This window comes from Candidatus Thiodiazotropha sp. AKAK2 (assembly GCF_058244685.1).
The window spans coordinates 51,472-67,496 of the sequence record NZ_JBSYOP010000023.1 but is presented as its reverse complement, the minus strand read 5'-3'; the positions used below and the strand labels follow the sequence as shown (position 1 = coordinate 67,496).

8 protein-coding genes are annotated in these 16,025 nt (G+C 54.6%); 2 read left to right on the top strand and 6 right to left on the bottom strand.

The features are described 5' to 3' along the window. Positions 1-50 precede the first annotated feature (50 nt). From purL to glgC, 4 genes are all read right to left on the bottom strand, one after another. A complete protein-coding gene (gene purL, locus AC4IE8_RS10720; RefSeq protein ID WP_490790983.1) occupies positions 51-3,938 on the bottom strand; it encodes a phosphoribosylformylglycinamidine synthase in 3,888 nt (1,295 codons plus the stop codon). Between the two features lie 826 nt (positions 3,939-4,764). Continuing rightward, entirely contained in the window at positions 4,765-6,255 is a 1,491-nt protein-coding gene (gene malQ, locus AC4IE8_RS10715; protein ID WP_490790982.1) for a 4-alpha-glucanotransferase, read from the bottom strand. Positions 6,256-6,306: 51 nt separating this feature from the next. After that, on the bottom strand, positions 6,307-8,022 hold the full coding sequence (locus AC4IE8_RS10710; protein ID WP_068995730.1) for a glycoside hydrolase family 57 protein: 1,716 nt from the start codon (positions 8,020-8,022) through the stop codon (positions 6,307-6,309). Continuing rightward, positions 8,012-9,277 (bottom strand): glucose-1-phosphate adenylyltransferase, encoded by a 1,266-nt coding sequence (glgC, locus tag AC4IE8_RS10705; RefSeq protein ID WP_069005023.1) that lies wholly within the window; start codon positions 9,275-9,277, stop codon positions 8,012-8,014. The genes AC4IE8_RS10710 and glgC overlap by 11 nt, the downstream gene beginning before the upstream one ends. 350 nt (positions 9,278-9,627) lie before the next feature. Between glgC and glgB the strand changes: the two genes are divergently transcribed. After that, positions 9,628-11,811, top strand: coding sequence for a 1,4-alpha-glucan branching protein GlgB (gene glgB / locus AC4IE8_RS10700; protein WP_490790981.1), 2,184 nt, complete (start codon positions 9,628-9,630; stop codon positions 11,809-11,811). Positions 11,812-11,857: 46 nt separating this feature from the next. Here glgB and pgi read toward each other — a convergent pair whose 3' ends face one another. Continuing rightward, positions 11,858-13,510: a glucose-6-phosphate isomerase gene (gene pgi, locus AC4IE8_RS10695; protein ID WP_490790980.1), complete on the bottom strand. Its 1,653-nt coding sequence runs from the start codon at positions 13,508-13,510 to the stop codon at positions 11,858-11,860. Between the two features lie 277 nt (positions 13,511-13,787). On the opposite strand from pgi, the gene glgA reads away from it, so the two are divergent. Next, positions 13,788-15,242, top strand: coding sequence for a glycogen synthase GlgA (gene glgA / locus AC4IE8_RS10690; RefSeq protein WP_068995726.1), 1,455 nt, complete (start codon positions 13,788-13,790; stop codon positions 15,240-15,242). Positions 15,243-15,337: 95 nt separating this feature from the next. Here the strand turns inward: glgA and panD are convergent, their stop codons facing one another. Continuing rightward, the gene (gene panD / locus AC4IE8_RS10685) at positions 15,338-15,718 is read right to left on the bottom strand and encodes an aspartate 1-decarboxylase (RefSeq protein WP_068995725.1); all 381 of its coding nucleotides are present in this window, start codon (positions 15,716-15,718) and stop codon (positions 15,338-15,340) included. Between the last annotated feature and the right edge of the window lie 307 nt (positions 15,719-16,025).

Below are 16,025 nucleotides of genomic sequence, written 5' to 3'. Positions count from 1 at the left end.
AATGACAAAGACCTAGTGATTGTCAGTGGCCCAAGCCGCCCAACCGCTGATCACTCCACCCAGCGGCGGGCGTTTCGGAACAGGCGCAGCCAGGGCGCATCCTCTCCCCACCCATCCGGATGCCAGGAGTGCTGAACCGTTCGGGTTACCCGCTCCGGGTGGGGCATCATGATGGTGACCCGACCGTCCCGGCTGCAAAAACCGGTCATGCCTTCAGGGGATCCATTCGGATTGGCCGGATATCGGCTCGCCACCTCGCCACTGTTCTCCAGATAGCGCAGGGCCATCAGCTCACGGGCCTGTGACAACTGTTCCTGACTGCGGAACTCGGCCCGCCCCTCACCATGCGCCACCGCGATCGGGAGACGGGAGCCCTGCATGCCGGCCAACAGGATGGAGGGTGATTCAGTCACTTCAACGGTGACAAATCTGGCTTCAAACTGTTCGGATCGATTTCGCACGAAGTGGGGCCAATGCTCGGTACCCGGAATCAGCTGATGTAGATTGGATAGCATCTGGCAGCCGTTACAGACCCCCAGTGCAAAGCTGTCGGAACGGTTGAAGAAATCCGCGAAGGTCTCTCTCGCCCGCTCGTTGAACAGTACCGATTTGGCCCAACCCTCACCGGCGCCGAGCACATCACCGTAGGAGAATCCACCACAGGCTACCAGACCTTTGAACTGATCGAGTCGGCTTCGACCCTCGATGATATCGGACATATGCACATCCACACAGTCAAAACCTGCGCGGTGAAAAGCGGCCGCCATCTCCAGTTGACCATTGACCCCCTGCTCCCGCAGGATGGCCATTGCCGGTCTGACTCCGGTGGCGATCATCGGTGCGGCCACATCCTCTTCCGGATCAAAGCTGAGGCTGACCTGGATACCGGGATCCGCCTCATCAAGTCGTTGATACTCCTCATCCGCACACTCGGGGTTATCTCGCAATGCCTGCATCCGGCGACTGGTCTCAGACCAGGCCTGCTGAAAGACATTGCGCTGATCCGCCACGACCGGACTGCCCGATCGATTGAATTCAATCCGGTCATCGCTGTTCAAGGTACCGATCACATGGCTGCAGCGCCCCAGTCCCGCATCGTTGAGCATTTTCAGAACATCATCGGTATCGTTGTGGCGGACCTGGATGACCGCACCAAGCTCCTCGTTGAACAGAACCGCACAATCATCCTCTCCCAGGTCGTCGACATCGATGCTCACCCCGCAATGGCCGGCAAACGCCATTTCACAGACCAGGGCAAACAGACCGCCATCGGAGCGATCATGGTAGGCCAGTAGCAGGTCATTCTGGTTCAGTTCCTGAATCATATTGAAAAAACGCTGCATGGCGGCAGGATCATCCAGGTCCGCACCATGATGGCCCATCTGACGATAGACCTGTGCCAGTGCCGAGGCACCCAACCGATTCATCCCCTTACCCAGATCGATCAGAATCAGATCGGTATCACCAAGATCACGGCGTAACTGGGGCGTGAGGGTGCGACGCACATCGGTAACCGGGGAAAAGGCTGAAATGATCAATGAGATCGGTGCCGTTACGGCCCGCTCCTCACCCTGCTCCTGCCAGACGGTTTTCATCGACATGGAGTCCTTACCGACCGGTATGGCAATGCCCAATGCGGGACAGAGCTCCATGCCAACTGCCTTGACCGTGTCATACAACTTCGCATCCTCACCGGGATGGCCGGCGGGCGCCATCCAATTGGCTGAGAGCTTGATGTCGGACAGCTGAGCGATGCTGGATGCGGCGATGTTGGTGATCGCCTCGCCGATGGCCATACGTCCGGATGCCGGAGCATCCAGCAGCGCCAAGGGGGTTCGCTCGCCCATCGCCATCGCTTCGCCGGTGTACCCCATCAGACCGGAGGCGGTGACGGCCACATCCGCTACCGGCACCTGCCAGGGCCCCACCATCTGATCGCGGGTCACCATACCGGTGATCGAACGATCGCCGATGCTGATCAGAAAAGTCTTGTTGGCGACGGTCGGTAGTTGCAGTACCCGCAAAGCCGCCTCCTTCAGATCGATATCGTCAAAATCAAGTTCCGGTTTTTGAAACGTCTTGCGACGAACATCCTTGAGCATCCGCGGTGGTTTACCGAACAGCAGATTCATCGGGATATCGATGGGATTGTTGTCGAAATGGGCATCGCCGAGGATCAGCTGCTGCTCATCAACCGCCTCTCCCACCACGGCATAGGGGCAACGCTCCCGTTCACAGATCGCCTTGAACCCTTCCAGCTTGTTGACATCGACCGCCATCACATAGCGCTCCTGGGATTCGTTACACCAGATCTCCATTGGTGACATGCCCAGGTCGTCGTTGGGTACGGCGCGCAGCTCGAACTGTCCGCCCAGCCCAGCATCATGGACCAGCTCAGGCAAGGCGTTGGAGAGCCCCCCGGCACCCACATCATGAATAAACAGGATCGGATTCTCCTCACCCCGGGCCCAACAGGCATCGATCACTTCCTGACAGCGACGCTCCATCTCCGGATTCGAACGCTGTACCGAAGCAAAATCGAGATCCTCGGCCGAGGTGCCGCTGGCCATACTGGAGGCGGCACCGCCACCCAATCCGATCAGCATCGCCGGTCCACCCAGCACAATCAGTGGAGAACCGCTGGGGAATGAGTGTTTTTCAATATGCTCCTTACGGATGTTGCCCAATCCGCCTGCCAGCATGATCGGTTTGTGATAACCGCGAACTTCTACGCCATCAGGACCTGGTACTTCAGCCTCGTAGGTTCGAAAATAGCCGCACAGGTTGGGACGCCCGAATTCATTATTGAATGACGCGGCACCGATTGGTCCCTCCAGCATGATATCCAGCGCCGAGACGATACGTCCTGGCTTGCCGTATTCCACCTCCCAGGGCCTCTCGGCATCGGGAAGTTTCAGATTGGAGACGGAGAAACCACACAAACCGGCTTTGGGTTTGGAACCCTTACCCGTTGCACCTTCATCACGGATCTCACCGCCAGAACCGGTTGCCGCACCTGGATCCGGTGAGATGGCAGTCGGGTGGTTATGGGTCTCAACTTTCATCAGAATGTTGATCTCCTCCTGCCCGTAACCGTAGTTGAGCGTTTCCGGGTCGAGTACGAAACGCTCCGCATCCGGCCCCTGTATTACCGCTGCATTGTCCTTATAGGCCGAGAGCACATCCTTGGGGGAGACCTGAGTGGTATTGCGAATCATCTTGAACAGGGAGTGCGGCTGGGACTCGCCGTCGATCACCCAGTCAGCATTGAAAATTTTGTGACGACAGTGCTCTGAATTCGCCTGGGCAAACATCATCAGCTCGACATCCGTCGGATTGCGCTGCAGCGATTGAAAACTCTCCACCAGATACTCAATCTCATCCTCTGACAGGGCCAGGCCAAGGCTCTGATTGGCGCGCTTCAGGGCATCCAGTCCGCCTTTGATGACATCCACCTGTTTGTACCCAGCTGGTTCTGCCTGCTGGAACAGGCAGCTGGCATCCTCCGCATCCGAAAGCACAGTCTCGGTCATTCGGTCATGCAGCAGCGCAGCCGCCTGCATAAACTGTTCACTGTTGAGCGGCTCCCCTTCGATGCTCAAATAGTGACCAATACCGCGCTCGAGCCTTCGCACCTTCTCCAGGCCACAATGGTGAGCGATATCGGTTGCCTTGGATGACCAGGGAGAGAGGGTGCCCGGCCGGGGTACGACCAGTAACAGGGTGCCGCTCGACGTTCTGGCAGGCCGTGACGGACCATAGCGGAGAATTGTCTCCAAAACCGCCTTCTCTTCGTCCTCCAGGGACTGCTCCACATTGGCAAAATGGAGATATTCAGACACCAGATCCACCGCAACACCAAGTTGCTCCGAAAGTCGTTTGGTCAGTTTTTGCAGGCGAAAATCGGAAAGTGCGGGGGCGCCACGGAGAATCAACATCGTCAAGCCTATGTCTTAGATTAGGAATGGGGTAATGATACTCGAAAAAGCCCCTCACCCACAGACTTCATACCAGGACTGGCACTGGCGGATGTGGATATGCCAGGCAAAAAAAAGGTAGTCCATCACCTCTCAAGCGAAACAATGGACTACCATGATTCGGCAACTGCCGAAAGTTCTCCTCCATAGAGATCTGTACACGGGGGCTATCTCAACCGCACTTGTTGCCTGAAACAGTACTGATAAACGCATTGAGAACACCACGCGCTAGTCCTTTAAACAGCACCACGCTTCGAAAGGCTCGAACAGGTGACTGCCAATAGATTCGTCTCGTGAGACGGTCATATCAATCGGGCCGAAACGTTGACCGACAAACTCTCTTGAGTCGTTTTTTGAAATGGTATGAAAGGGAGTGCGACGGACTGCTGTGAAGAGCGGCCCAATAGTGATCGCAGATAGAATTCCCTCTCTGACTAAATCCGTTTTATCCTTGTCATCATCACTATGACTGCCAATAGGCTACCCCAGATTCACTGAGGATCAAAGGCGCTAACTTGCTCATCATACGGGAAAAATGCAGACTCAGCTAAATATTGAGAACTGGATCACGCTGAAGGTGATATTTCCTCGATATTGATTTTTCTCAATGAAAGCCAGCTGCAGCAATGTTGAAATAAGCTCAAGTCAGCCAGAACACGTTTTCTGGTGGCTTATCTCCTCCATCCTCCTTTGGTATAGCCGCTTCGACGAAATGACGAAGCGGTTTTTTTTTGCCTGCACTGACCGGCCTGAGGTCTGAAGCCTAAGCGCTCAATACGTTTAGCAATTAGCGGCCGTACATCTTTACCCGATGCATTAAACGGGATTCCGTTTCCGGCTTGACCATCTCCCAATCGAAACGCCAATCCCAGTTGCCTTCGGTTGTACCCGGGGTGTTCATACGATGGCTACCGTCGAGACCCAGTATATCCTGCAGCGGGATGATCGCCAGATTTGCCCGGGATGCCAGAGCTGAGCGGATCATCGGCCAGGGCATGATCTCCCGTGGTTTACCCAGATAGTCGTCGACAAATTCACGGGATTGATCATCCAGGCCGGTATACCAGCCCAAGGTGGTATCGTTATCATGGGTTCCGGTATAGACCACCGCATCCTTGGTATGGTGGAAAGGCAGATAGGGATTGTCCGCGCCACCGGAGAAGGCGAACTGCAGAATCTTCATGCCGGGTAGATCACAGGCCTTGCGCAAGGCCTCAACCTCCGGGGTGATGACACCCAGGTCTTCAGCCACCAGCTCCAGGTCGGGCAACTCCCGGTAGAGCACCCCGAACAGCTCCTCTCCCGGCGCCTCCACCCAATGACCGTTCACCGCAGTCTCTTCCTCGGCGGGTATTTCCCAATAGGCTTCAAAGCCCCGAAAATGGTCAATCCGCAGCAGATCAAACAGTGTGGATTGGGCTTTGAGTCGATTCACCCAGAAACTGAAATTGTCTTCAGATAGCTTATCCCAGCAATAGAGAGGATTGCCCCAGCGCTGTCCAGTCTCAGAGAAATAGTCCGGAGGTACACCGGCAACAACCCGCGGATGCCCATCCTCCAACAGATCAAAAATTTCTCGATGGGCCCAAACCTCGGCGCTGTCGTGTGCAACGAAGATCGGTACATCACCAAACAGCAGAACCCCCCGCTCGTTGGCGTACTGTTTGAGGCACATCCACTGGGTGTAGAACAGATACTGTTCGAAACAGATCGTCTGGATCACCGACTTGAGTCTGGCTCTGGCCATCGCCAGTGCCTGTGGCTTCCGATCCCGCAGGGTCACATGCCAATCCCACCAGCAAGCGTTCTCTTCCTGCTTTAAAGCCTGGAACAGTGCGTAATCTTCAAGCCAGTGTTTCTGTTCGGCGATGAAGCGCTGATATTCATGGCGCTCCTCATCACTGGCGGACTCTTGAAATCGTTTACTGGCGTTATGTATCGAGTTGGATTTCACCTCGTCGGAGATCGGTGCTTCCGGCATCTCATCCAACCAGCCCCGCTCAAGCAGCATCTCCAGGCTGATCAAGCGAGGATTCCCCGCATAGACTGAACTGCTCTGATAGGGTGAGTTGTCGTGCATGGTTGGACCAATTGGCAGTATCTGCCAAACAGTCATTCCGGAGGCCACCAGGAAATCGACAAAGCGATAGGCGTTGCTGCCCAGATCCCCGACTGTCGCAGGCCCTGGCAGTGAGGTGATATGGAGCAGCACACCGGCACGGCGACGTTTCAACAGGCTGTGAACAGGTTGAAGCTGCGGGTCGGCCGCTTCATTCATAAGACATTCCCGGCAATGGACAGCGAGCTGTTGTGCAATCGCGTGTTGGTGTTAATCATTCTTTTTCATCACTCCGCCCTGCACCGGTGCTCCGCTGCCTACAGCAAAAACTTCGGAAAGATAGTCCGGTACGGGTTCACCCAGCAACTCGAACAGATGGGAAAGTTGGCTGCGAAACAGCTGTTCAAAATCGCTTACGGTGGACTCAGGATTGTAGTCACCGAACCACCAAAACCAATCGGAACCTTCACAAATTGCCAACTGCTTTTCAATTTCCCTTAGCTGATCATCGGAAAAATTCTTGTTTGCCAGGACCTGGTCATAAACCTTCTTGGCCTCACCCAACATATCCCAGGCGCGATTCTTATCGCGATCGCCAATCCAGGTGGTGAAGGTGCCATAGACCCAGCTGCCGGCTACCAGCTTGGAGAGTCTTGGCGAGAGTTTCTTCTGCCGATCCAACACCTCTGAAAAGGTGGTCAGACGCAGACGGGGGTGCTCCGCCAATCTTTCGTACATGGCGTTGAGAAAGTAGCTGCCGTTGTAGGGGTAGTATTCCCAGGCATTTTCACCATCCATGATGATCGACACCACGGCATCCGGATCCCCTTCACAGGCATCGGCGATATTGACCAGGTGATTGATCAGATCCCCGACCGCATCATCGGCATGCCACTCGCCATAGGTGAAGCCAATCAGGTCTGACAGGCCATCATCGCGGAAGAACATGTTCAGATGCCCCTCCTGTACATGGTACGCAGAGTGGACCCAGTTCTCGGGCAGCTGGGAGTCTCCGCCTCCGGCCATCAGGCTGTTGCTCAGCACCTGCTGTCCGGTGGCCGCCCAGTTGAACCCCTCTTCTTCCAACATTTTCAGGGTGGCTTCGCTGACCCCGCCCTCTGACGGCCAACACCCTTTGGGTCGAAAGTCGAAATGTTTTTCAAACACCTCCAACCCCTTGCGAATATGCCATCTCGCACGGGACTCGCCACCCGGGTACTTCTCAAGCTCGGGCATATGAATCGAAGGCAAGGCATCCTTGGCAGAATCCATATCGATCATCAACGGTACAATCGGGTGGGCATAGGGGGTCACCGAGAGTTCCACCTGGCCCGATTTTGCCAATTTAGCATAGCGGCCGGGCAACTCCTGCAGCACTTCTCCGATCAGTTCCATCAGTCTTCGACGATCATCGGAATTGAATCCCCGGCCCTTGGCCTGCAGCGACCTGACCCGCAGATCGTTGACCCGCTGACACTCCCCCACCCAGGCCAGGTGATACCAGACCAGCAGATCGACCAGACACTGATCGTTGAGATAACCGACCATGCGGTCGTTTTCCAGGATGTGCTTGACCAGGTCGGCCAGCTCATTGAAGTGCTTGAAGCGGCTGATCAGACGATGTTCATTGGCCCGCAGACAGGCACTGATCAATGCTTTGCGGGAGACCTCATCCACCGGCAGTCCAGGACCGGCCAAGGCGGCCAGCAGAGGATCCTTGATCAACTGCCCCGTTTTCAACCAGGCGGCAATCTGCTCGCTGTAGTCATCGATCTGCTCAAGCAGCACGGGGGCGAAATTCACCACCGCCTTGGCATCCGGCACATGTTCAAGATGTGCCACCATATCAGCGTAGTCCTTCAAGCCATGCAGATAGACCCAGGGCAGCAAATAGTCACTACCCTCCGGCCCTTTGTAGTAGGGCTGGTGCATGTGCCAGCAGAAAACCACCTGCAAGCGGTTATCTTGATGTTCACTATCTGACATGGTGTAGAACCTGACCCAGCATTTCCGGCGTCACCAGCACAACGCCCTTTTCACTGACATAGAATCGCTCCGCATCCGCAGCGGGGTCTTCGCCGATAATCGTACCTTCCGGGATATCACAACCCCGATCGATCACCGCTTTGTTGATTCTGCAGTTACGCCCGATATTGACATCAGGCAGCACCACGGTCTGATTCACACTACTGTAAGAGTTGACCCGCACATTGGAAAACAGCAGAGAATTGGTCACCTTGGCGCCGGAGATCACACACCCCCCCGAGACCATGGAGTCCACCGCCATGCCGCGCCGCTCTTCATCATCAAACACGAACTTGGCGGGGGGCAGTTGCTCCTGATAGGTCCAGATGGGCCAGCTGCGATCGTAGAGATTGAGTGGCGGTGTGACACCGATCAGCTCCAGATTGGCGGTCCAGAATGCATCGATGGTACCCACATCACGCCAATAGGCCTGTTTGCCACTGGTAGAGTCGGTGAACGGATAGGCCAGCACCCGGTATTTTTCGATCACCTGGGGAATGATGTCCTTACCGAAATCGTGAGAGGATTGCGGCATATCCGCATCCCGGATCAGTTGTTCAAACAGAAACTTGCGGTTGAATACGTAGATCCCCATAGAGGCCAGAGCCAGATTATCATGTCCCGGAATCGGTTTGGGGTCGGCCGGTTTTTCACTGAATTCACTGACCCAGTTATCAGAGTCCACGGTCATCACGCCAAACTCCTTGGCACTTTCCAAATCCACCGTCAGGCAACCTACGGTCATGTCGGCACCGGATTCAACATGCTCGGCGATCATGGTGCCATAGTCCATTTTATAGATATGGTCGCCCGCCAGAATCAGCACATAGTCCGGATTGTGGCTGCGCAGGATATCCAGATTCTGGTAGACCGCATCTGCCGTACCCTCATACCAACTGCTCTCAATCCGCTGTTGCGCCGGCAATAACTCGACAAATTCTCCGAACTCCCCACGCAGGAAGTTCCAACCACGCTGGATATGCAGCAGCAGGGAGTGGGCTTTGTATTGGGTAAGTACACCAACTCGGCGTATCCCTGAGTTGATGCAGTTGGATAGGGGAAAATCGACAATTCGAAACTTCCCACCGAAGGGAACCGCCGGCTTGGAGCGCCACTTGGTCAGATGCTTGAGTCTGGAACCACGTCCACCTGCTAGGATCAGCGCAAGGGTATTTCTTGTCAACAGACTGACAAAGCGCTGGCTCTGGTCTATCATCGAGAGTTCCTCCATAGCCGTTAGGCCAACAATAACTGCCGTTTTTAAGTCTTTCCCTGGTTCACTCATTTACGAGCCAGGATCTTGTGTAGTGTCTCATACTAATGCACGCTTAATTATGATGCAGCGCAGAGTTGGAGCCGCTGCGAAGCTGCATCCGGGCGGGATAACAACTCATCGTACGCACCATTGCCTGACATGAAGGGGGGTGCCACTCCCTGCGTCACCTGCCTGGCGGCCAATGTCTTGGCGTTACACTACAAAAGCGCATTAGTATGAGACACTACACCAGACTATGGTAACATCATGTTCCCTTCAAGGCGTACTCCAAGAAGCAGGTTTTCTTAACTATGAAAAGCCAAAAGACAAACACAATCAGCGAAGCCATGCAACGCATTATCGATGCATGCCACCATGACCCGTTTGAGGTTTTAGGGTGTCATGTCAATGCAGGTGTTTGTCAGATCAACCTGTTTTTACCCCATGCGGAAAAGGTCAGCCTGGCTGAGTCGGGGCAGCAGATTCCTCGGGTCAGCGGTACTGATTTTTTCTCCCTGTCATTGCCGGCTGATCAGGTCGGTGATCACTATCTGCTGAATTGGCAGGATAAATTCGGCCAGAGCCACAGTAATCACGACCCCTACAGCTTTTCCGCCCAGTTGCCGGAATTCGACATGCATCTGTTCAATGAGGGCAAACATCGCCATGTCTACCGCTTTTTCGGTTCCCATAGCCATCAGGCAGAGGGTATCGATGGGGTGCTGTTCGCGGTATGGGCACCGAATGCCACCCGTGTTTCGGTGGTCGGGAATTTCAATCAATGGGATGGCCGTATTCATCCGATGCGTTCCCGGGGCGGTTCCGGGGTATGGGAGCTGTTCATACCTGAACTCAAACCCGGCTCTCTCTACAAGTTCGAAATCCGCACCCAGGAGGGTCATGTCTCTTTGAGGACCGACCCCTATGGCAACTATTTTCAGCGCCGACCGGAAACGGCCGCCGTGGTGATCGCCGATGATCACTACAGCTGGCAGGATGAAGAGTGGATCAACACCCGGGCCACCACGAATTGGCAGCAACAGCCCATGTCGGTCTATGAAGTCCATCTCGGCTCATGGCGCCGGGATGAACAGGGTGATTTTCTCAACTACCGGGATCTTGCCCATCAGCTCTGTGATCATGCCAAGGCCGTCGGTTTTACCCATATCGAGCTGTTACCCATCACCGAACACCCCTTTGACGGCTCCTGGGGGTATCAGACAACCGGCTATTTCGCTCCGACCAGTCGCTTCGGTACGCCGGACGATTTTCGCTATTTCATCGATCATCTGCATCAGAACGGGATAGGCGTTCTACTCGACTGGGTGCCGGCCCACTTCCCCAAAGATCGCCATGCACTGGCGGAGTTTGACGGCACCGCGCTCTACGAACATGAAGATCCCCGCAAGGGTGAACACCGGGATTGGGGCACCCTGATCTTCAATTTCGGACGCAACGAAGTCAGAAATTTTCTCATCTCCAGCGCCATCTACTGGCTTGAAGAGTTTCATCTCGACGGTCTGCGGGTCGATGCGGTTGCCTCCATGCTCTATCTGGACTACTCCAGGGAGCCGGGGGACTGGGTGCCCAATCAGTATGGCGGCCGGGAGAACCTGGAAGCCGTCGATTTCCTGCGTGAGCTGAACAGTGTTACACACGATCTTCACCCGGGCACCATGATGATCGCTGAAGAGTCCACCGCCTGGCCTCAGGTCTCACGACCCACTTGGCTGGGTGGATTGGGATTCAGCATGAAATGGAACATGGGCTGGATGCATGACAGCCTCTCCTACATGTCACAGGATCCGATCTATCGCCACTATCACCACGACCTGCTGACCTTCGGCCTGCTCTATGCCTTCACTGAGAATTTTGTCTTGCCTTTCTCCCATGACGAGGTGGTTCACGGCAAGGGCTCGATGATCGACAAAATGCCTGGGGATGACTGGCAAAGATTTGCCAATCTACGGCTGCTCTATACCTACATGTTTACCTATCCCGGTAAAAAGCTGCTCTTCATGGGCAGTGAATTTGCCCAGGGGCGGGAGTGGAATGATGATGACGCCCTGGATTGGTATCTTCAGGATTATCCTCACCACCGGGGAATTACAACCCTGCTGACCGATCTGAACAGATTATACCGGGAGTCCCCCAGCCTGCATCAGAATGAGTTCGAATTCTCCGGTTTTGAGTGGATCGACTGTCACGACAGTTCCCAGTCGATTCTCAGTTACGCACGCAAGGACCGGGACGGCAATGAGTTACTGATCGTACTCAACTTCACACCGGTGCCCAGGGACAACTATCGGATCGGTGTCAATCGGCCTGGACAGTACCAGGAGATCATGAACTCCGATTCCGAGTTTTACGGCGGTTCCAACATGGGCAATGGCAAACCGCTGGATACTGAGAAAGTCTCCTGGATGGGTAGGGATCATTCAATCATCCTCACCCTGCCCCCATTGGGCGCAATCATCCTCAAAGGAAGTCACTAGGGCCTGTTAACACCAATCCAACAGCCCCTGAAATTGACCTGTTTGGTCACCGGGTCGGCAACCGATGCCGGTGGAAATAGTTGATCAATCCATTGGTTGAGCTGTCATGTTTCAGCTCGGCCTGCTCTTGCAGCAGTTCCGGCAGGATGACACCCGCCAGCTGTTTACCCAGCTCGACCCCCCATTGATCGAATGAGTTGACCTGCCAGATCATGCCCTGCACAAAAATCTTGTGCTCATACAGGGCGATCAACGAACCCAAACGAGATGGGGTGATCTTGTCGATCAGCAGGGTGTTGCTGGGGCGATTGCCTGGGAAAATCTTGTGCGGCAGCAGATCGACAATCTGCTCCGGCGACATACCCGCCTGCTCCATCTCCTCACGTGCCTCGGTACGGTTCTTACCTCTCATCAGGGCCTCTGTTTGAGCCAGGCAGTTGGCAAACAGTTTCTGATGATGGTCGGTGGATTCATTCTGACTGTTCACCGGAATGATAAAATCGCAAGGGATGATCTGGGTGCCCTGATGAATCAGCTGATAGAAGGCATGCTGACCATCGGTGCCGGCAGCCCCCCAGATAACCGGCCCGGTTGCGTACTCCACCGGTCTGCCAAAACGGGTCACCCGTTTACCATTGCTCTCCATGTCCGCCTGCTGGAGATAGTCCGGCAGATACCTCATGAACTGATCGTAGGGGAGTATGGCATGACTGTGAAAGCCGGCAAAGTTGACATACCAGATACCCAGCAGGGCCATGATGACCGGCATGTTCTGAGACAGATCCGCATGCAGAAAGTGCTGGTCCATCTCATGGGCACCCTCCAACAGCTCATAGAAGCGTGGCATACCAATGGCGATGGCGATCGGCAGTCCAATCGCAGACCAAAGGGAGTAGCGTCCACCCACCCAATCCCAGAATTCGAACATGTTCTGAGTATCGATACCGAACTCAGCGACCTTTTCGGCGTTGGTGGAGACCGCAACGAAGTGGCGGGCTACAGCCACCTGATCCTTGAGACTATCCAATAGCCATGCTCTGGCCGTGGCCGCATTGGTCAGGGTCTCTTGAGTGGTGAAGGTCTTGGATGCCACCACAAACAGGGTGGTCTCCGGATTCAGCCCACTGAGGGTATCGTGAATATGGCTGGCATCCACATTAGATACGAAATGGAGACGCAGATCATCCCGCTGATAGGGCTTCAACGCCTCACAGACCATCAATGGCCCGAGATTGGAGCCGCCAATACCGATATTGACCACATCGGTAATGGACTTGCCGCTGTAGCCTTTCCAATCTCCGGAGCGTACCTGCTCAGTGAATGAAGCCATCTTCTCCAGGATGGCGTTGACGCCGGGCATTACATCCTCGGCATCGAACCAGATCGGTTGATTACTGCGATTCCTCAGTGCGACATGCAGTACCGCCCTGTCTTCCGTGATATTGATGCGCTCTCCGGAAAACATCCGGCGACGCCAGCCGTCCAGGTCGATACTGTTGGCCAACGCCAGTAACAGCTTCATGGTCTGGCTGGTGATGCGATTCTTCGAATAGTCGAGCAGTATGCCGCACTGCCTGATCGACAGCTGCTCGGAGCGTTCAGGCCCCTGTTGAAACAGTTCGCGCATCTGGACCGATTCCATATCCTGCCAATGCGACTCTAGTGCGCGCCACTCATCCGTCTGATGTATCTCTGTCATGATCGCTCTTTTCTTATCTTTTGGTTGGCCTTCAGATATGAGGCACGGATTCTGCGAGATAGTAAGAAGATACCCGCATCAGTGCAAGGAGGGCGCAACGAATGCACCCTATCTGATCGACACTTTGACTATTCTATCCGAGCTGACTGCACTAGCCCAAACGCCCCGGTCCGGAGGTGCGGAATCTATCTAAAACAGATTAATGGTTGCGCTGAGAATTAAAAAGATGCTTACATTGCTCTTTTTAATCGAAAACAGAGTGGAATAGCAACTGACGATGAAGATCCTCTATGCCAGCAGCGAAGTGGCGCCTCTTATCAAGACTGGTGGCTTGGCGGACGTAGCCGGCAGTCTGCCTGCTGCGCTGAACCATATTGGCATGGACTGCCGCCTGATCGTTCCAGGCTATCCCCAGGTACTCGCCAAAGCGGACAATCTACAAAAGGTTGCGGAGCTGCAACTCGATGGCAGTAAAGCCACGCTGCTCCAGGGGGAATGTGGCCCCCATCAGGTACCGATGTATGTGGTCGATGCACCCAGATGGTTCGATCGTCCCGGCAATCCCTATCTCACACCGGAGGGCTATAACTGGCCCGACAATGCTGACCGTTTCATGCTCTTTTGTCAGGCTGCCGTCTCGGTAGCGCTGGACGGGGCCGGTCTCGACTGGCAGCCGGAAGTTGTTCATGCCAATGATTGGCAGACCGGCTTGATCGCCCCCCTGCTGCAGCCCGAGGAGAAACGCCCGGCCACCCTGTTCACCATACACAACCTGGCCTATCAGGGCCTGTTTGACTGGGCGACCTTTCTTCGATTAGGGCTCGATAAATCGCTCTGGACCCATCACGCCCTGGAGTTCCATGACCAACTCTCATTCATCAAAGGCGGGATTGCCCTCTCCGACCGGGTCAATACGGTCAGCCCCACCTATGCGGAAGAGATCAAAACCGCTGAGTTCGGTTATGGTCTGGAGGGCTTGCTGCAACACCGCGCCAACCATTTCAGCGGCATCCTCAACGGCATCGACTATCACCAGTGGGATCCACTCAACGATCCCCACATCGACACCCCCTACTCGATCGACAATTTCCCGGCAAAGCGCAATAACAAACTGGCGTTGCAACGGGAGTTCGGACTGCCTGAGGATGAGTACATTCCTTTGCTCGGATATGTCGGTCGGCTGGTGGATCAGAAGGGTGTCGACCTGATCCTGCAGGTTCTACCGGGTATCATGGACTCAGGGGCTCAACTGGTGATGCTGGGATCCGGAGACCATAGCCTGCAAAGTGCACTGGAAAAGATCAGTAACCGATACCATAGCCGGGTGGGCATCACCATCGGCTATGATGAGGGACTCTCCCACCGCATTGAAGCCGGCAGCGACTGTTTTCTCATGCCGTCCAGATTCGAACCCTGTGGTTTGAACCAGATGTACAGCCTGAGATACGGCACTGTGCCGATTGTCCGGCGTACGGGTGGGTTGGCGGACAGCGTCGTCGACGTCACACCACACACACTGACCAACGGTACCGCTACGGGGTTTGTCTTTGATAACGCCGATGGCAACAGCCTGTGGGGCGCGATCGAACACGCCATCAATTTCTACCGGCGCTCCGGCAGTGACTGGGATATTCTTGCCATGACCGGCATGCAGCAGGATTTGAGCTGGGAGGCCAGTGCGCAGCACTACCTCGAACTCTACCAGACAGCGATCGACGACCCTGGCCTCTGAATAGTGACGGTATGATCAAGGGCGTTCTTGGAGCCCTGGACATGGCCTATTAAGGCGTCAGATTAATATTGGGTGGCTGGATTAGGGGATTCCGCTCAGGCTGCCTGAATCGGGATGGCATCGCCGGTACGAAGCACCTGGTTCTCTTCGTTCAGATAGACCAGGCTTGGTTTGAATCCTTTCATCTCATCCGCATCCAGACCGGCATAGGCACAAATAATCACACGATCGCCCGGATTGGCTTTATGTGCCGCAGCACCATTGACGGAAATCACCCGGGAACCCGCCTCGGCCAGAATGGCGTAGGTGGTGAATCTTTCACCGTTTGTCACGTTATAGATTTGGATCTGTTCATACTCATGGATACCGGCCAGCTGCATCAGCTCGGCATCAATGGCACATGAGCCTTCGTAGTCCAATTCTGAGTGGGTGACACATGCCCTGTGTAGCTTGCACTTGAGTACTGTCAGCTGCATGGATTCATGACCTTTGTGGTGAAATTTTTAAAATCTAACCAACCCAAACCGGGTATAAATCCTCAGTTTAGACTGTAATTGGCCGGTAATTATCCGTGATTATGACTCAGCTATCAATAATAAATGCTGCTATGCAGCATTTTATTCCCTTATGGGTGATACCAGCCCTGAAAAATCCTCCTCTCAGCGGCTTTGGAGACAATAAACATTTCCCCTTCAACTACTTACCGCAAGCTGACCAAGTAATAATCAAAACGATTATGATTACGATTTTATTATAATTTCCAGAAAGTTAAAACAATCCGTT